18 protein-coding genes and 1 pseudogene are annotated in these 16,104 nt (G+C 70.1%); 15 read left to right on the forward strand and 4 right to left on the reverse strand.

The features are described from left to right. Positions 1-8 precede the first annotated feature (8 nt). The 6 genes from sufU to IEZ19_RS37940 all read left to right on the forward strand — a co-directional run bounded on the left by sufU (position 9) and on the right by IEZ19_RS37940 (position 4,328). Entirely contained in the window at positions 9-476 is a 468-nt protein-coding gene (gene sufU / locus IEZ19_RS37915) for a Fe-S cluster assembly sulfur transfer protein SufU (protein WP_189315931.1), read from the forward strand. After that, complete coding sequence (locus tag IEZ19_RS37920) at positions 473-808, forward strand: metal-sulfur cluster assembly factor (protein WP_189315932.1); 336 nt, start codon at positions 473-475, stop codon at positions 806-808. The genes sufU and IEZ19_RS37920 overlap by 4 nt, the downstream gene beginning before the upstream one ends. A 293-nt stretch (positions 809-1,101) precedes the next feature. Then, positions 1,102-1,422 carry a DMT family transporter gene (locus IEZ19_RS37925; RefSeq protein ID WP_189315933.1) on the forward strand — a complete coding sequence of 107 codons (321 nt, stop codon included), beginning with the start codon at positions 1,102-1,104 and terminating at the stop codon, positions 1,420-1,422. Continuing rightward, entirely contained in the window at positions 1,422-1,958 is a 537-nt protein-coding gene (locus tag IEZ19_RS37930) for a TetR/AcrR family transcriptional regulator (protein WP_189315934.1), read from the forward strand. The genes IEZ19_RS37925 and IEZ19_RS37930 overlap by 1 nt, the downstream gene beginning before the upstream one ends. An 89-nt stretch (positions 1,959-2,047) precedes the next feature. Next, positions 2,048-3,037 (forward strand): 2,3,4,5-tetrahydropyridine-2,6-dicarboxylate N-succinyltransferase, encoded by a 990-nt coding sequence (gene dapD, locus IEZ19_RS37935; protein ID WP_189315935.1) that lies wholly within the window; start codon positions 2,048-2,050, stop codon positions 3,035-3,037. Positions 3,038-3,521: 484 nt separating this feature from the next. Then, the gene (locus IEZ19_RS37940; RefSeq protein ID WP_189315936.1) at positions 3,522-4,328 is read left to right on the forward strand and encodes a DUF1963 domain-containing protein; all 807 of its coding nucleotides are present in this window, start codon (positions 3,522-3,524) and stop codon (positions 4,326-4,328) included. Between the two features lie 51 nt (positions 4,329-4,379). Here IEZ19_RS37940 and IEZ19_RS37945 read toward each other — a convergent pair whose 3' ends face one another. Both IEZ19_RS37945 and IEZ19_RS37950 read right to left on the reverse strand, forming a co-directional pair. After that, positions 4,380-4,838 carry a hypothetical protein gene (locus tag IEZ19_RS37945; protein ID WP_189315937.1) on the reverse strand — a complete coding sequence of 153 codons (459 nt, stop codon included), beginning with the start codon at positions 4,836-4,838 and terminating at the stop codon, positions 4,380-4,382. After that, a complete protein-coding gene (locus IEZ19_RS37950) occupies positions 4,835-5,332 on the reverse strand; it encodes an HAD domain-containing protein (protein ID WP_189315938.1) in 498 nt (165 codons plus the stop codon). The genes IEZ19_RS37945 and IEZ19_RS37950 overlap by 4 nt, the downstream gene beginning before the upstream one ends. A 166-nt stretch (positions 5,333-5,498) precedes the next feature. Between IEZ19_RS37950 and IEZ19_RS37955 the strand changes: the two genes are divergently transcribed. Together IEZ19_RS37955 and IEZ19_RS37960 are read left to right on the forward strand one after the other, a co-directional pair. Further along, a complete protein-coding gene (locus tag IEZ19_RS37955) occupies positions 5,499-6,056 on the forward strand; it encodes a SigE family RNA polymerase sigma factor (protein WP_189315939.1) in 558 nt (185 codons plus the stop codon). Further along, positions 6,053-7,285, forward strand: coding sequence for a WD40 repeat domain-containing protein (locus IEZ19_RS37960; protein WP_189315940.1), 1,233 nt, complete (start codon positions 6,053-6,055; stop codon positions 7,283-7,285). Before IEZ19_RS37955 ends, IEZ19_RS37960 begins: the two co-directional genes overlap by 4 nt. On the opposite strand, the gene dapA is transcribed toward IEZ19_RS37960, so the two are convergent. Next, on the reverse strand, positions 7,286-8,188 hold the full coding sequence (gene dapA, locus IEZ19_RS37965) for a 4-hydroxy-tetrahydrodipicolinate synthase (RefSeq protein ID WP_189315941.1): 903 nt from the start codon (positions 8,186-8,188) through the stop codon (positions 7,286-7,288). A 184-nt stretch (positions 8,189-8,372) separates the two neighbouring features. Between dapA and IEZ19_RS37970 the strand changes: the two genes are divergently transcribed. The 6 genes from IEZ19_RS37970 to IEZ19_RS37995 all read left to right on the forward strand — a co-directional run bounded on the left by IEZ19_RS37970 (position 8,373) and on the right by IEZ19_RS37995 (position 14,152). Then, the gene (locus IEZ19_RS37970) at positions 8,373-8,519 is read left to right on the forward strand and encodes a hypothetical protein (RefSeq protein ID WP_189315951.1); all 147 of its coding nucleotides are present in this window, start codon (positions 8,373-8,375) and stop codon (positions 8,517-8,519) included. Then, positions 8,516-9,181 carry a hypothetical protein gene (locus IEZ19_RS37975; RefSeq protein ID WP_189315942.1) on the forward strand — a complete coding sequence of 222 codons (666 nt, stop codon included), beginning with the start codon at positions 8,516-8,518 and terminating at the stop codon, positions 9,179-9,181. Before IEZ19_RS37970 ends, IEZ19_RS37975 begins: the two co-directional genes overlap by 4 nt. Before the next feature lie 92 nt (positions 9,182-9,273). Continuing rightward, on the forward strand, positions 9,274-9,918 hold the full coding sequence (locus tag IEZ19_RS37980) for a helix-turn-helix domain-containing protein (protein WP_189315943.1): 645 nt from the start codon (positions 9,274-9,276) through the stop codon (positions 9,916-9,918). 13 nt (positions 9,919-9,931) lie between these two features. Further along, complete coding sequence (locus tag IEZ19_RS37985) at positions 9,932-10,672, forward strand: SRPBCC family protein (RefSeq protein WP_189315944.1); 741 nt, start codon at positions 9,932-9,934, stop codon at positions 10,670-10,672. A gap of 278 nt (positions 10,673-10,950) precedes the next feature. After that, on the forward strand, positions 10,951-12,378 hold the full coding sequence (locus tag IEZ19_RS37990) for a hypothetical protein (protein WP_189315945.1): 1,428 nt from the start codon (positions 10,951-10,953) through the stop codon (positions 12,376-12,378). A 319-nt stretch (positions 12,379-12,697) separates the two neighbouring features. Then, on the forward strand, positions 12,698-14,152 hold the full coding sequence (locus IEZ19_RS37995) for an alkaline phosphatase PhoX (RefSeq protein ID WP_189315946.1): 1,455 nt from the start codon (positions 12,698-12,700) through the stop codon (positions 14,150-14,152). A gap of 320 nt (positions 14,153-14,472) precedes the next feature. Here the strand turns inward: IEZ19_RS37995 and IEZ19_RS38000 are convergent. Then, a pseudogene (locus IEZ19_RS38000) lies at positions 14,473-14,751 on the reverse strand (MFS transporter); the annotation flags it as partial. Between the two features lie 294 nt (positions 14,752-15,045). On the opposite strand from IEZ19_RS38000, the gene IEZ19_RS38005 reads away from it, so the two are divergent. Then, positions 15,046-16,050 (forward strand): helix-turn-helix domain-containing protein, encoded by a 1,005-nt coding sequence (locus tag IEZ19_RS38005; protein ID WP_229841293.1) that lies wholly within the window; start codon positions 15,046-15,048, stop codon positions 16,048-16,050. Positions 16,051-16,104 lie beyond the last annotated feature (54 nt).

A 16,104-nucleotide genomic window follows, 5' to 3' on the forward strand; every position in this document is an offset into this window, starting at 1 on the left:
CTGAAAAGGTGAAGCTGGACTCCATGTACCAGGAAGTCATCCTGGACCACTACAAGAACCCGCACGGGCGTGGTCTTCGGGATGGCGACGCCGAGGTGCACCACGTGAACCCGACGTGCGGCGACGAGATCACCCTTCGCGTGAAGTATGACGGAACGACCGTCCAGGACGTCTCGTACGAGGGCCAGGGCTGCTCCATCAGCCAGGCCAGCGCGTCCGTCCTCAACGAACTGCTCGTGGGCAAGGAGCTGGCGGACGCGCAGAGGATCCAGGAGACCTTCCTGGAGCTGATGCAGTCCAAGGGCCGGGTCGAGCCCGACGACGCGATGGAGGAGGTGCTGGAGGACGCGGTCGCGTTCGCCGGCGTCTCCAAGTACCCGGCCCGGGTCAAGTGCGCCCTCCTCAGCTGGATGGCGTGGAAGGACGCGACGGCCCAGGCGCTGGGCGGAGCCGACGCCGAAAGGAAGACGGCATGAGCGACACCGTGGAGATGAAGCCGGTCTCGGAGGAGGAGCTCCGCGAGGCCCTGATGGACGTCGTCGACCCCGAGCTGGGCATCGACGTCGTCAACCTCGGCCTGATCTACGGCATCCACATCGACGACGCGGCGAACATCGCCACCGTCGACATGACCCTGACCTCGGCGGCCTGCCCGTTGACGGACGTCATCGAGGACCAGGCCAAGTCCGCCACGGACGGCCTCGTCAACGAGCTGCGCATCAACTGGGTCTGGATGCCGCCGTGGGGCCCCGACAAGATCACGGACGACGGCCGCGAGCAGCTGCGCGCGCTGGGCTTCAACGTCTGAGTTCGCATATACGTGCATGAGGCGGCGGCACCGTGCGGGTGCCGCCGCCTCATGCTGTGCGGGCCGGCTCAGGGCGTGATGCGGGCGACCTGCGGGTCGTGGTCCCCTCGTCTGGCCGGAGAACTCGCTGTCGATGTGCGCTATGTCGTAGTCGACGCTGGTGATCGACGAACCCTCTGTGCCCGAGAGCTACGGCGGGATGGACGTGATGTGTTCGCAGTACGTCGTCTACGCGCGTCATTCGTGGATCGTGCGTCATGCTCCGTACAACGTCGTTATGTACGCTCGTACACATGGGATACCTGTTGCTCGCCGGAGCCATAGCGGCCGAGGTGGCCGCCACGACGGCGATGAAGTACAGCGACGGCTTCAGCAGGCTGGGCCCCTCGCTGGTGACCGCCCTCGGGTACGTCGTCTCGTTCCTCCTGCTCGCGCGGACCCTGAAGACGGTGTCGATCGGAACGGCGTACGCGATCTGGTCCGGGGTGGGCACCGCGACCATCGCCGTGCTCGGCCTGCTCCTGTTCGGTGAGGGCCTGAACCTCACCAAGGTGGCCGGCCTCGTGCTGATCATCGGGGGTGTGGTGGTGCTGAATCTGGGCGGCGCGCACTGATGGCCGCCCGGCGCTACGACCCGGAGCGACGGCAGCGGATCATCGACGCGGCGATCCGGGTGGTCGGGGCGAACGGCATCGCCGGCCTGAGCCACCGCTCGGTGGCCGCGGAGGCGGACGTACCGCTCGGCTCGACGACGTACCACTTCGCGACGCTCGACGAACTGCTGGTCGCGGCCCTTCGCCAGACCAACGAGGGCTTCGCGAAGACGCTCGCCGAGTGGCTGCCGGAGGAGGGCGGGGGCGATCTCGCGACGGACCTGGCCCGGGCGACGGGTGAGTGGCTGGCGGGTGACCGTACGGGCGTGGAGCTGGAGTACGAGTTGTATCTGGCCGCCCTGCGCCGCCCCGCGCTGCGGCCCGTCGCGGCGGAGTGGGCCGAGGAGACGGCGGAACGACTGGCGACCCGCACGGACCCGGTGACGGCACGGGCCCTGATCGCCCTGCTGGACGGCATCTGCCTGCAGGTACTGCTGACGGGGGCGTCGTACGACGAGGAATACGCACGGCAACTCCTGGCCCGGGTGATCCCGTGAACCGGTCGTTCGGCGAACCCACGCCCGGTACCTGAGACGTACGGCTCATCGGTTCGCTCGTGCGAGGCCCCTCACGTTAGGTTTCCCCTATGACCGACACGACTGCTCCTCGCACCACCGGCGCCGTTGCCGCCGGGCTCGCCACCGTCGCCGCCGACGGCACCGTTCTCGACACCTGGTTCCCCGCCCCCGAGCTGGCCGCGGAGCCCGGCCCGTCCGGCACCGAGTCGTTGTCGGCCGAACAGGCCGCGGAACTGCTCGGCGAGGGCGCCGCGCAGGCGATCGGCCCCGACGCCCGCCGCAACGTCGAGGTGGTGGCGGTCCGCACGGTCATCACCTCGCTCGACGCGAAGCCGATCGACGCGCACGACGTCTATCTGCGCCTGCACCTGCTCTCCCACCGCCTGGTCAAGCCGCACGGCCAGAGCCTGGAGGGCATGTTCGGCTTCCTGGCCAACGTCGCCTGGACCTCGCTCGGACCGGTCGCCGTCGACGAGATCGAGAAGGTGCGCCTCAACGCCCGTGCCGAGGGCCTGCACCTCCAGGTCACCTCGATCGACAAGTTCCCGCGCATGACGGACTACGTGGTCCCGAAGGGCGTGCGCGTCGCCGACGCGGACCGGGTCCGGCTGGGCGCGCATCTCGCCGAGGGCACGACGGTCATGCACGAGGGCTTCGTGAACTTCAACGCGGGCACGCTCGGCACGTCGATGGTCGAGGGCCGTATCTCGGCCGGAGTCGTGGTCGGCGACGGCTCCGACATCGGCGGCGGCGCGTCCACCATGGGCACGCTGTCCGGTGGCGGCAACGTGATCATCTCCATCGGCGAACGCTGCCTGATCGGTGCCGAGGCGGGCGTCGGCATCGCACTCGGCGACGAGTGCGTGGTCGAGGCGGGCCTGTACGTCACGGCCGGCACCCGCGTCACGATGCCCGACGGCCAGATCGTCAAGGCCCGTGACCTCAGCGGCGCGTCCAACATCCTCTTCCGCCGCAACTCACTCTCGGGCAAGGTCGAGGCCCGCCCGAACAACGCGGTCTGGGGCGGCCTGAACGACATTCTGCACAGCCACAACTGACCAGGGGTGGCCGTGACCTGCGGCCGCCTGCTCGATCCTGACCAGTTGCTGAGCTGTCGACAACTGTCGGGGTTGGTCACCATCGAGCGCCCTTCCACGGCCCCACGACGGCCCGGGAGGGCGCTCATGCGTGAGCACCGCTTCAGGAGTTCGATCGGCTGATCAGTGCGGCCGTGGTCGGTGCCGTCGACCGCTGGAAATCATGTCGCCTCTGCGTGCTCTGATCCGCCGCCTTTGATGTCAGCCACGGATGTCACAGGGCTCCTCTGCGCCCGGCGTTTCGCGAGCGCATCCGACCAAGGTGATGTTGAGCGCCCTTCCACGGCCCACAGACGGTCCAGAGCGCCGCGGCTGTGCTGCGGTCCCGTGCAGCGGCAAGACCTGGGGGTGTGATGGGGCGGCCGTTGGCTGTACGAGGCTGTCGGTGGCACGTACTAACGTGCCCGCAGCGTCCCGTCGATCTTTGTGCGCTTGAGGAGTCACGATGCCCAGAGACACCCCCGAGCTGCCCGCGAAGGATCTGCGCACCCTGATACCGGAGTACGCGGGCCTGGGCCGGGAAACCACCCTCCTCAATCCGGAGCCCGGCGACCCTGGCGTGCGGGAGAGCTCGCTCGGAGGCGAGCCGCTGTGGCCCGCGGACGAGCCGTGGCCGTACTGCGCGCAGGAAGACCACTGGACGTACGGGTCCGACTGGCGCAACACCACCCCGATTGTCCCGGGCGCGGTGCCGATGGTGCCGATCCTCCAGCTGTTCGCCCGGGATGTGCCGGGGTTGGAGTTCCCGGAGGGCAAGGATCTGCTGCAGCTGGTTTGGTGCGCGCTGACCCATGAGCAGGATCCCGGGCCGGTGCTGCCGCGGCTGTACTGGCGCAACGAGGCGGAGGTCGTGGCCGGAGGGCTGCTGTCCGAGATCCCCCGGGTGAGCGAGGGGGAGTACGACGAGGACCACATGCCGGAACCGTCCACGTTGTCCCCGACTACCGCGGAGGACTGTCCGAGGTGGCTCGATCTGCCCAAGGACATGTGGGAGACCTGGGAACCTCGTCTCCGGTTGCCGACGGGCGGCTCCATGTGGCCATCCGACTCCAACATCATCGGGACGAAGGTCGGCGGCTGGCCCGCCTGGACGCAGCCTGCCGACTGGCCGGACTGCGAGAGAGGACACCGCATGGAGCACCTTCTGACCATCACCGGCGACATACAGTTGGGCGACTGCGGCGGCGTCTACTTCTTCCATTGCCGCCAGTGTCCCGGCCTCCCGTGGGACTGGCGCTTCGACTGCCACTGACAACTGAGGCCGGTGGAGTGTCACTGCGCGGGTCAGCGCTGTCGAGTGCCGTCAGGGGCCGCTGTAAGCCCTGAGGGCGGGCATCGGCTGCTGCCACCGTACCGGCCAATTCTGTGCCTCGCGTCCCAGTCGGCGGACTGTGAGCCACCCCGCGTCCGTCGTCAGCGCCTCATAGGTCCACCTGGCGGCGTGTGCCGGCCCGTTCATCGCGTCGATGGTCGCGTCAATGCGTGAGAGGCGCGACTCCACTACGGCATCGATACGACCAGTTTCGGCAAGGACCAGGATCGTGCCCCCTGCGTTTTCGTAGTCCAGGGCCAGGTCGTCCGTTTCGAGTCGGTACCTGTCGAGCCACGCGATCTGATCCCTGGCATCTGCGGCGAGCGTCGTGAGAGTCGAGATCAGGTACGTCGATGCGCTTGCTTCGGACAGCTTCTGCTCGCCAGAACAGCCACCACTGACCCAGGTGTCGAAGTGTCCTTCCGCTGTTCGTGGGAGGGCCTTTGTCATAGGGACGCCGCGAAGTCCGCCAGCGCGGCGAAGTCCGGGTCGCGCAGGCCGATGCGTGGGTCGACGTGGTGGAGCAGGGACGGGGCGGGGTGGTGGGTGGTGACGTAGAGGGCGTCTGACGGGCTCTGTTCGTCGTCGATCCAGGCGAACGGGCGGCCCGCCGCGTACCTCACGATCGCCTCCGTCTTCCAGTGGACCCCGTCGGGGCGCAGGGCGAGCAGGGACGTGCCGAAGTCGACGTACGGCAGGGCGGGGAGGCCGAGGACCGGGGCGATCCAGCGGTTGGCCTCGGCCATCCAGGTGGTCGCCCAGCACAGGTCGTAATCGAGGTCCAGCAGCGCCGGGCCGTGGTCCGGGTTCAGCCAGACACGCAGGGCGCGACCGGGGTGCAGGGGCACCCTGATCGTCGTATAGCCCTCGGGACGCCGCTCGGGCTGCGCGGCGTACGGGTTGAGGGGGCCGTCGACGTCCAGGAACAACAGGGGGCGGCTCACGGGGACAACGTACGGCACCCCCTGGCCCCGGCCGGATCGAATTTCCGGCCCGGACTTTCTCGCGCGGACTTTCTCGCCCGGACAGGCATAGTGGTGCCTCTCCACGCGCGTCACCAGGGGTGGAGGGAGCGGGCACCGGGTCCGCCCGGGCGAGTAGAAGGTGACGATGGATGTCGAAGCGCAGGAGAACTTCCGTGAGTTCGTGGCGAACCGGTCGTCCGCGCTGCTGAAGACCGCCGTACTGCTCGCCGGCGGTGACCGGCACGCCGCCGAGGACCTGCTCCAGAACGCCCTCATCAAGGCGGCCGGGCGCTGGCAGCGGATCGACGAGCCCGAGGCCTATGTACGACAGATCCTGTACCGGCAGCAGATCAGCCGCTGGCGCCTGAAAGGGCGGCGGCGCGAACTCAGCGTCGCCGAACCGCCCGAACACGCCGCGGCCCCCGACGCCTCGTCCGCCGCCGAACTGCGCCTCGTCCTGCGCGCCGCCCTGTCCCGGCTCACCGCCCGCCAGCGCACTGTCCTGGTGCTGCGCTACTTCGAGGACCTGCCGGAGGCCGACGTCGCCCGGCTCCTCGGCTGCTCCGTCGGCACCGTACGGTCCACCACCCACCGTTCCCTGGCCCGGCTGCGCACGCTCGCGCCGGAACTGGCCGCGCTCGGTCCCGACGGCGCCGAGCAGCCGCCGTCCCGTGACTTCTCGCCCGTGGAGGTGCGTCCGTGAACGTCGAGGAACTCGTGCGCGACACCCTGCGGGAACAGGCCGCGGAACAGCCGCCGGCGGGACCGGGGTTCGCCGACCGCGTGCTGTCCGCCCGCCGGCGCCGCCGTACCCGCAGGCTCGCGTCCATCGCCGCCGCCGTGGCCGCCGTGGTCGCCGTAGCGGTGGCCGTCCCCCTGCTGGATCCGGGCCGGCACGACACACGCCCCTCCGGAGTGCTCGACGGCACCGGCACCACGGCCCACCCGGACCAGTCGCCGCCCCGCGACCTGATCGCCGCCGGGAACGTGGCGCTGGCCGCGTACTACACCCAGGACATCGTGAAACTGACCGCCGACCGGGCCGTCTACGCCCGCACCTACTGGCTCCTGGACCCAACGACCGCGACCTACAAGAAGGACGCGCGATGGGGCTTCGTCGCCGTCGCTCCGGGGATGCGGACCGCCGCCGTCCTGGAGCGGACCCTGCCCGCGCGCCGCATCGGGCTGCTCGATCTGGCCACGGGGAAGATCGACCGATGGATCCCGGCCGCCCACGGGGCCGGAGGACTCGCCTTCTCGCGCGACGGGAGCAGACTCCTTGCGACGACCTACGCCGAACAGCCCGATCTACGCCACAGGGAGACGGTCTACGACGCAAAGGGCAAGAAGCACGAGGAGTGGCTGGCGCGGCCCAACGAGACGAGCCGCACCGGCTTCTCCGTCGTCGACGTGGCCACCGGCCATGAAAGTCCGTGGAGCAAGGTGGCGACGGACGGGGACACCTTCGGCCGCGCGGACTTCTCCTTCACGCACGACGCCGCGCTGGTGTTCGCGCCCATCGTCGGCAGCCGGGACGGGATGCAGCGGTTCCATGATCTCGAGGGCCACGAGATCGCCGCGCCCGCCAACGAGCGGTATCTGCGGTCGGATGTCGACGCGCGGCTCTCGCCGGACGGCCGGCTCGGCGCGGTCGGGCTGACTGCCGAAGCCAAGGACAAGTCGTGGTCCAAGATCGTCGACCCGGTCAGTGGCCAGGAGGTCACCAGGGTGCGCGGGGCCCGTCTGCTCGCCTGGGTGGACGACCGACGGCTCGTCGCCTGGGAGCGGACGCCCGACTCGGCCGAGTACCGGCCCCGGCTCGTGCTGGTCACCATCGGCAGCGACAAGGTCGTCCAGCTCAGCGGCACGCGTGAACAGGACGTCTCCCCCGATCGGGAGAACGTCTGGGAGCCCGTCCTCGCCCAGCGCTGATCAGTCGGCCACGCACTCTTCGTACGCCGCCAGCAGCCCGTCGGTCGCCTCCCGGCCGGCGGGCAGCAGCGGTGGCCGTACCGGGCCGCCGGGCAGGCCGAGCCGGCCCAGCAGGGTCTTCGCGGTGACCGTGCCCGGCAGGCCCGCGTCCGTCATCGCCTCGATGAGAGGAGTGGCCCGCTGCTGGAGGCGGGCCGCGCGGGCCGTGTCGCCCGCCTCGAACGCGGCCAGGATGTCGGCGACTTGGCGCGGGACGACGTTCGCGACGGTGCTCACGCAGCCCGCCGCGCCGACCGCGCGCAGGGCGAGGACGTGTTCGTCACAGCCCGCGTAGTACGCCAACTCCGTACGCGCCAGCACCTTCTGTGTGCCGAGGAAGTCATAGGAGCAGTCCTTCACCGCCACGATCCGCGGATGCTCCGCGAGCCGGATCATCGTCTCCGGGGCGATGCGGGTGCCGGTGCGGCCCGGGATGTCGTACAGCATCACCGGCAGCCCGCTCGCGTCCGCGACCGCCCGGAAGTGCGCCTCCAGGGCGTCCTGCGGCGGCTTGCTGTAGTACGGCGTCACCACCAACACCCCGTCCGCGCCTGCCTTTTCGGCCGCGAGAGCGAGTTCGGTGGTGTGCCGCGTGTCGAAGGTGCCGACGCCCGCGACGAGCGGGACCCGGTCGCCGACGGCTTCCCGGACGGCTCGGACCAGCTCCGCCTTCTCGGTGTCCGTGGTGGTCGGGGACTCACCGGTCGTCCCGTTCAGTACCAGGCCGTCACAGCCCTCCGCCACCAGCCGGGCGGCCAGCGCGCGGCCTCCTTCGAGGTCGAGGGCGCCCTCGGCGGTGAAAGGCGTGACCATCGCGCAGAGAGCGCGGCCGAAGGGCGGGGCGGTGCCGGCTGGGTTCGTCATGACGGTAGTCTCGCCACGGCGACAGTGAAGCTCCACTTAAATCTTCTACGAGATATGAATAAGCAATACTTCAGAGACGAGGGGTGCGGAGCCGTGGCCGAGGTGCGCGCATGCGTCCAGGCCCTATGTCCAACTCGGCCCCTCATGGGTCACTATGGGCCGGGACGGTCATCGACTGCAGGGCATGGGAGGCACCATGAAGCTCGGCAAGGCACTGGCCACCGGGGTCGCGGAGGAGCGGCCCGTGGACCACGAGGAAATGCTCGAAGTCCCCGAGGAGACCCGGGAGTTCGAGGTTCCCGCCGCCGAAGAGGTCCCGGTCGCCCGATGAGGCTGCGGCTCCCGGCGGAACGACCGGCGGAGCCGCCGACCGGATACAAGATCGCCCACCCGGTGCTGTCCCAGGACGGCACCCGGGCCGGGTTCACCGGTGTGTCGCTGGGCGGCGCACTGCCGTACGGCGTCCTCGACGACGCGTCCTGTGTCTACGGGCGAGGGCACCGTCCGCCGGCGCGGCTGTGCGACTGCGGCTTCCACTGCGTGCACGACCGTACGGCCGCCGAGGCGTTCCTGTGTACGGCTGAACACCGGGCGGCGGTCCTGCTCGAGGTCTCCGTCCTCGGTGCCTATATCAGGTTCGAGCGCGGCTTCCGGTATGCCCGGCAGCGCGTGCGTACCGCCGTCGTCGGGCCGTGCGCCTGCGGGGCGGTTGCGGGTGCTCTCGCCGACGCGGGCTGGGGGCGCCCCGGCTGGCGTGCTCTTGCGCCCGCCTGCGCGGGGTGTGTGCGCGGTCGTACGTCCGTCTCGCTCGCCGGGTTCGCCCGGCTGGCCGGGGACGGGCTGCGGGTGGTGGCCGGCGGCGGGCGCGCGCTCGCAGCGCCGGAGGGGCTCGGGGTGCCCGAACTCGTCGCGGAGGCCGCCCTGTTGCAGGCCCGCCTCGACTGGTTCCAGGCCCAGCTGGCCCGGCTGGGGGAGGGCGGGGGCAAGGGGTAGCGAGCCAACGGCCGCGGTGTGGTTCGGCATGTCCTCTCACCGAAAACTTCAGTCTCCTGGACAAAAAAAGTTTTCGGTGAGAGTGTGGACGCATGCTGGACGTGACCGTGATCGAGGACCCCGAGGCCGCCGCCGTGTCGCTGGACCCCATACGGGCCCGGCTGCTCGCCGAGCTGGCCGCCGCACCCGCGTCGGCCGCGATGCTGGCCGGCAAGGTGGGGCTGCCCCGGCAGAAGGTGAACTACCACCTGAAGGCGCTGGAGCGGCACGGCCTGGTCGAACTGGCCGGTGAGCGGCGCAAGGGCAACGTCACCGAACGGCTGATGCGCGCGACCGCCGCGTCGTACGTCATCTCGCCGCTCGCGCTCGCCGCCGTGCAGCCGGACCCGGACCGCTTCCGGGACCAGCTGTCCGCCCGCTATCTGCTCGCGCTCGGCGCCCGGCTCGTCCGGGACGTCGGCACGCTGATCACCGGCGCGACGAAGGCCCGCAAACGGCTCGCGACATACGCGCTGGACGGCGAGGTCCGCTTCGCCTCCGCCGCCGACCGGGCCGCCTTCGTCCAGGAACTGACGGCGGGCGTGAGCGCCCTGATCCGCAAGTACGACGCCCACGACGCGGAGAACGGCCGGGACCACCGGATCGTCGTCGCCGTCCATCCCACGGTCAAGGACCCCGCGGTCGAAGATGCCGCGGTCGCTGACCAGTCCCCCACCCCCGAACTCGAGAACGAGTGAGCAGGAGCCCGTAATGTCCAAGGAATTCGAGATCGCCCGCGAGTTCGAGGTCGACGCCACGCCCGGGGAGGTGTGGGAGGCGATCACCACCGGCACCGGCGGCTATCTGTGGCCGATGGAGCCCCCGGAGCCCCGGGTGGGCGGCAGCGGACCCTTCGGTTCCAAGGTCGTCGCCTGGGACCCGCCGCACCGCTACACCAACCGTGTCACGAACGTCGAGGGCATCTCGCAGCAGACCCTCAACCAGCTCGACTACACCATCGAGCCGCGCGACGAGGGCCGCCGCGCCTGGGTGCGCTACGTGCACAGCGGCATCTTCGTCGACGACTGGGACAACCAGTACGACGGAGCCGCCAAGCACAACGACTTCTACCTGCACACCCTCGGCGAGTACCTGGTTCACTTCGCGCCCCGGCCGGTCGCCTTCGCCACCTTCGACGGGCCCGAGGCGTCGAAGGCCGCCGACGCCTTCACCGCCGTGGGCCGCGCGCTCGGCCTCGCGGACGACACCGCCGTCGGCGCGCGGGTGTCGGCGAACGGTCCCGACGGCCGGGCCGTCGACGCGGTGCTCGACTACCGCAACCCGTACTTCATCGGGCTGCGCACCGACCACGCCCTCATCCGCTTCTTCGGCCGCAACCACTGGGGCGCGCCGGTCGGCATCTCCGTGCACGACTTCGCGCCCGACGCCGACGCCAAGGCCAACGAGACGGCCTGGCAGGGCTGGCTGAACGGGGTGTTCAGCCGCCCCTGACCCCGGCGGAGGGTGTTACGGGCGGAACCGCAGCACCTGCGGGTCGTGGTCGCTGGTCCGGGAGCGTCGGCGCGTGCTGACGGGGTGACGCGCGTAGAAAACCGAGTGAACACTTGTACCCTCGATTTCTACGCGTGTCAATCTCCATCCTCGTCAAGGGAGTTGTCAAGGTTTTGGCCATGTACGGCGACCGACGGTGAGATGGACCGGGCGGCATGGGTGGAAACCCGTCTAGGCTGAGCGGCTGAGTCCTTTCAAGGTCCGAGGAGAACCAGCCGATGTCAGACAGCTCCCCCCTGCCGCCGGTGCGGCTGCACTCCGAAGCGGAGCTGGCCCGCGCCGCGCTGTCCACACCGCTGCTCTCCCGCGCTGCCCGCCTCGCCCGCTGGGCCGGGCCCGGCACCAGGGTCGACGCCGGCGGCGGACTGGTCGAGGAACAGCTGCCCGCCGCGGCCGACGCACTGGGGCTGACCGGCGACGACGCCGCCGCGGACGCGAGCGGGGCCTGGCGCGTCGCCGTGGACACCGGGCTGGTCGAGATCGCCGACGAGGAGGCCGGGACCGTGGCGGTCGGCGAGGAGCTGGCCCGGCTGACCGGCGGCTCGCCGCACGACGCGCTCGCGGTGTGGCTGAGCGTCCTGGACACCGTACTCGCCGACGCGAGCGTGCCCGATCTGGACGGAATCGTGGACGCCATGGAGGAGGGCGGGCAGGTCGATCTCTCGTCACTCGACTGGGACCCGGAGGCCGAGGCGGACTTCCTCGACGGTGTCCTCGGCAACCTCTATCTGCTCACCGTCAGCGAAGACACCCCCGCCGACGGCCCCGTGCCGCTGCCCGCCCTCGCCGCCTCGGTGATCGTGCCCGGCGACATGGGCGAGCCCACCAATGACGTCCTGGAGCAGGTCTCCGACGCGATGATGCGCCTCGACGAGCAGTTCCGGATGCTCGAACCGGTCGGGCTCGTGGAGTACCGGCCCCTCGACGAGGCGCTGATGACCGACCCCGAGGAGGAGTCCGCCGCGTCGGTCGACGACACCGACGTCTCCCGCTACGGCATGGTCCGGCTCACCCCGCTCGGCGCCTACGGGCTGCGGGTGCGGCTGCAGGAGGCCGGGTTCACGGCGCCCGCGGTCGGCGAACTCGCGGACAAGGGCGCGGACGCGCTCCTCGACGGCACGTCCGCGTTCCCGCCGGCGGCGGCCCAGGCCGAGACCGAGCAGTGGCTGGCGCGTCGCGAAACCCTCGCCGCCGCACGGGAGTTGCTCGCCGCGGCGCGCGGCGGCGACGGCGGGGGACCGCTGCGGCGGCTGCGCTGCCAGCAGGCGCTGTCCCTGGTCGGGGCGTCGGCGGAACCCGCGCTGCGTGAGGTGCTGGACGATCCGGAGCTGGGTGGGCTGGCCCGGGTGTGGCTGAGCGAGCGGGGGGCGTCCGACGTGCCGGCGCCGTCGCAGGACCTGGTGTTCTGGCTGACCGTCGACACGGTTGCCGCGCAGCTGGCGGCAGAAGGCAACTCGGAGGAACTGCAGGCTCTCGTGGAGGGGCTGGCGGCCCAGCACAGCGGGTTCTTCGCGGCGGCCTGGCGGGTGGAGCATCCGGCCGCGGCGGACGTGCTGGAGGTGATGGGGCGGTTGCATCCGGACAAGAGGGTGGCCAAGGAGGCGCGGAAGGCCGCATTCAAGGCGCGGTCGCAGAACGGTAGTTGAGGGCGGCGCGTAGGTTGGGTGCGGCTTGGGGTGAGGCGGTCGCGGGTTGAGCCGGTCCGGCACCGCTGGTCTGCGCCTTTGCGGCTGAGCGCCGTCGCGGTGGAACAAGGGAGCAAATGGGCGAGCGGCTGGGAACCGTCTGAGCACTACCCGACCCTGAGTGACTTTTGCGGCGCCTGGGGAAGCGCATACGGATTCATGGAAGAGGGTCCGGTGAAGTCGCCCGCCGTTCAACTCTCGTTCAGGGACGGGCGGGAATGTTTCGCCCGAACCGACATCCGCCACCCTCCACGGCACTCCCACCGTCACAGGAGACACCATGTCGCTCACCCGCAGGGACTTCGCCAGGAAATCCGCGATCACCGGTGCCGGTGTCGCACTGGCGGGCAGCGTCGGCGCCCTCGCCACCGCACCCAACGCCCTTGCGTCCACGGACACCGAGAGCACCGGCGAGGACGCGGCCGAGCGCGGCCACGGCCACAGCGGCGTCGGCTACGGCCCGCTGCTCCCCGACCCGGACGGCATCCTCGCGCTGCCCGCCGGCTTCAAGTACGAGATCATCACCTACAGCGGCAAGACCAAGCTGGAGTCCGGTGAGTTCACGCCGTCCAACCACGACGGCACCTCCACCTTCGAAGGCCCGCGCGGCGCCACCCTCCTCGTCAACAACCACGAGCTGGCCGGTGCCCGCGCCGACTGGGAGTACCCGGTGCCGCTCACCGAGGGTCTCGTCTACGACCCGGGTGCCGCCGGCGGCTGCACGGTCGTCGAGGTCCGCCGCGACCACGTCGCCGAGTGGGTCGGCATCGCCGGCACCGCCACCAACTGCGCGGGCGGCAACACCCCTTGGGGCACCTGGCTCACCTGTGAAGAGACCGAGGACAAGGCCGGCAAGTTCGGCTTCACCAAGGACCACGGCTACGTCTTCGAGGTCGACCCCGAGGACCGCCGGGCCAACCGGGACCCCAAGCCGATCAAGGCGCTGGGCCGGTACGCCCACGAGGCCGTCGTCGTCGACCCCAAGCGCGGCCACCTGTACCTGACCGAGGACGCGTCCAACCCCAACGGTCTGCTGTACCGCTGGACCCCTCCGCACGGCTTCCACCACGGCCACGGCAAGCTGCGCACCCTCGCCGAGGACGCGGGGACCCTCCAGGCCTTCAAGTGCTTCGACTCCGGTGGCCAGTTCGTCGACGACCTCTCGCGCGCCACGAAGATCGGCACGGTGTACGGCGTGGACTGGGCGGACGTTCCGGACCGTGACGCGAAGACGACGTCGACGCGCAAGCAGTTCACCGACGGCCAGATCACCCGCGCCCGCAAGCTCGAGGGCATGTGGTGGGGCGACGGCGGCGTCTACATCGTCTCCTCGTACGCCCGCACGGAGAGCCCCGGCCAGGCGCACGACGGTGCCGTCTGGTTCTACGACCCCAAGCGCCGCACCCTGACGCTGAAGGTCCTGATCGGCGTCAACCCGGACCCGTCGGTCGACGGCGCCTTCGACGGCCCGGACAACATCACCGTCTCGCCGTACGGCGGTCTCGTCATCGCCGAGGACGGCGAGGGCATCCAGCACCTGTTCGGCGCGACCGACAGCGGCCGCACCTACCCGATCGCCCGCAACGAGCTGAACATCGGCACCGCGGAGGAGCCGGAGTACAGCGAGTTCACCGGCGTCACCTTCTCGCCCGACGGCAGGACCCTGTACGCCAACATCCAGACCCCGGGCATCATGCTCGCCATCACGGGTCCGTGGAAGCGGCAGCGGCGCTAGAACGCCGGTTCCTTCGAACGGGGAAGCTGTCCGATTGTCCGGACGATCACCGACGCTGTACATAGCGTTCACACATGTACAGGTTGTGCGAACAGTGCGGGGCTCCGTGCGGGAGGGGCGCCCCGACGGCAGGAGGCGGAAGCACGGCGTGGTGAACCCGCGCCGTGCCTCTGCCGTGGATCAACGGTGCGGCGCCCCCGGTGTGAAGGGCCGTACTGCTCACTGAACAGCTGCTGGAGCCGGCCCGGGACGTGGACTGGCCCTGGGCCGCGAGAACCGGCGGTGGGCCGCACCTCCACAGGGGTGCGGCCCACACTCCGTCACGGTGCGGCGGGTTGGCCGGCCTTCGGCCTGCGGCCCCTGATCACGAACGCCGACACCAGGAGCGCGGCCAGCGCGATCAGCGCGCCGACGCCGAACGCGCGCGACGCGCCGTGGGTGAGGATCTCGGCCGGGGTGCCGCTCGTGTGCCTGGTCACGGTGCCGAACACCGTGACCAGGACGGAGAGTCCCAGGGTGCCGCCGAGCCATTGCAGGGTCTGCAGCAGGCCGGATGCGGCGCCCGCGTCGCGGGGTGCGACGGCCGCCAGGATCGTCGCCGTCGGCTCGTGTGTTCTGAGGTTCCGAGTTCAGCTCGCGGGCTGACCTGCGGTTTCCGGCACGCTTACATACAGGGAGAAGCCCCCTCCTTGATCCGGGAGGGGGCTTTTGCGGTCTGGGCCCGATCAGACGGCAATACCGCCCCGTATCGCCGACCTGGTGAATCGCGCGTTGCGCCGCTTTCCCGCAAGCTCCCACCCCAAAGGGTGGGGCTCATTCATGTTCGGGTGCCCCTTACTGGAGGAACAACTTCCAGTAGGCCAAGCGGCGTACGCTGAACTGGAGGTGATTCGATGTCGTCGCTCGGAGAGAACGTCAAGAACTACCGCCGTCTGAAGGGCTGGACGCAAGAGCAGCTTGCCGAAGCTGCGGGCGCCTCAGTTGGCACAGTCCGCATCGTCGAGCAGGGCGGGAACGCCTCCGTCGAGATGCTGAACTCCTTCGCCCGTGCGCTGGACACCACGACATCGAGTCTCTTCGCAACCGAGGTGCCGTCACCCATCGAGGTGGACTCCAGCGAAGGCCCCAGGCTCATGGAGCTCCGCCGCGCGCTCATGCCGCCGGTCGGCCTGTCCGAGACCATCATGGAGCCGGACCTACCTGTCGACGTGGCCACGATCCAGCGGGACATCGAGGACCAACACGCCCTCTACCGCACGGACCGCTACGACAGCGTGGCGAAGAAGCTGCCGGGCATCATGCGCGCCGCCGAGACTGCGGTAGCCACCAGCGACGAGGGAGAGGACCGTCAACGCGCCATCATCGTGCGCGCCATGGCCTTCCTGCTCGCGGGCAAGTACTTGACCCAGGTGAGGCGCTACGACATGGCGTATCACGCCCTCTCGCGCGGCATCCAGGACGCACGGGAGACCGGACAGGTCCAGCTGGCCACGAACGGTGTCGTCGGCATGGGCTGGCTGCTTCTGCGGCAGGACCGCTTCGATGAGGCCGAGCAACTGGCCACGCGAACGGCTGACAGTGTCGAGCCGCGTATGTCCAAGGCCACGCCTGGCGAACTGGCTGTCTGGGGCGAGCTACTTCAGCGTGTGGCGTCTGCGTCGCTCCGCAACAACCGTCCGGACGTGGCCAGGGAGGCCCGCCGTATGGCGACGACAGCCGCGAGTGCGCTGGGACGGGAACACATGGACTTCCGGGAGCACTGGGCTACGTTCGGGCCGGTGACTGCCGAGACGAAGGTGGTTGAGGACCTGGCGCTTATCGGTGACGCGCGGGGTGTACTCAGTCGGGCCGATGATGGCCCTGTGGGCGGTAAGGCACTCAAGAAGCTCGGACGGTAGCTGTCAAGTCAAATGAAACGAATGTGCGGCTATGAACTGTGTTGCTGTGGTTCG

The sequence above is a fragment of the Streptomyces brasiliensis genome (assembly GCF_014647875.1).
Lineage (GTDB): Bacteria > Actinomycetota > Actinomycetes > Streptomycetales > Streptomycetaceae > Streptomyces > Streptomyces brasiliensis.

What these genes read in the sequence shown, in the direction of transcription:
- IEZ19_RS37985 (WP_189315944.1), top strand. Translation starts at nt 9,932, where the DNA reads ATGTCCAAGGAATTCGAGATCGCCCGCGAGTTCGAGGTCGACGCCACG.
- IEZ19_RS37995 (WP_189315946.1), top strand. Translation starts at nt 12,698, where the DNA reads ATGTCGCTCACCCGCAGGGACTTCGCCAGGAAATCCGCGATCACCGGT.
- IEZ19_RS37990 (WP_189315945.1), top strand. Translation starts at nt 10,951, where the DNA reads ATGTCAGACAGCTCCCCCCTGCCGCCGGTGCGGCTGCACTCCGAAGCG.
- IEZ19_RS37930 (WP_189315934.1), top strand. Translation starts at nt 1,422, where the DNA reads ATGGCCGCCCGGCGCTACGACCCGGAGCGACGGCAGCGGATCATCGAC.
- IEZ19_RS37980 (WP_189315943.1), top strand. Translation starts at nt 9,274, where the DNA reads ATGCTGGACGTGACCGTGATCGAGGACCCCGAGGCCGCCGCCGTGTCG.
- IEZ19_RS37955 (WP_189315939.1), top strand. Translation starts at nt 5,499, where the DNA reads ATGGATGTCGAAGCGCAGGAGAACTTCCGTGAGTTCGTGGCGAACCGG.
- IEZ19_RS37940 (WP_189315936.1), top strand. Translation starts at nt 3,522, where the DNA reads ATGCCCAGAGACACCCCCGAGCTGCCCGCGAAGGATCTGCGCACCCTG.
- IEZ19_RS37925 (WP_189315933.1), top strand. Translation starts at nt 1,102, where the DNA reads ATGGGATACCTGTTGCTCGCCGGAGCCATAGCGGCCGAGGTGGCCGCC.
- dapA (WP_189315941.1), bottom strand. Translation starts at nt 8,188, where the DNA reads ATGACGAACCCAGCCGGCACCGCCCCGCCCTTCGGCCGCGCTCTCTGC.
- IEZ19_RS37970 (WP_189315951.1), top strand. Translation starts at nt 8,373, where the DNA reads ATGGGAGGCACCATGAAGCTCGGCAAGGCACTGGCCACCGGGGTCGCG.
- IEZ19_RS37945 (WP_189315937.1), bottom strand. Translation starts at nt 4,838, where the DNA reads ATGACAAAGGCCCTCCCACGAACAGCGGAAGGACACTTCGACACCTGG.
- dapD (WP_189315935.1), top strand. Translation starts at nt 2,048, where the DNA reads ATGACCGACACGACTGCTCCTCGCACCACCGGCGCCGTTGCCGCCGGG.
- IEZ19_RS37975 (WP_189315942.1), top strand. Translation starts at nt 8,516, where the DNA reads ATGAGGCTGCGGCTCCCGGCGGAACGACCGGCGGAGCCGCCGACCGGA.
- IEZ19_RS37920 (WP_189315932.1), top strand. Translation starts at nt 473, where the DNA reads ATGAGCGACACCGTGGAGATGAAGCCGGTCTCGGAGGAGGAGCTCCGC.
- IEZ19_RS38005 (WP_229841293.1), top strand. Translation starts at nt 15,046, where the DNA reads ATGTCGTCGCTCGGAGAGAACGTCAAGAACTACCGCCGTCTGAAGGGC.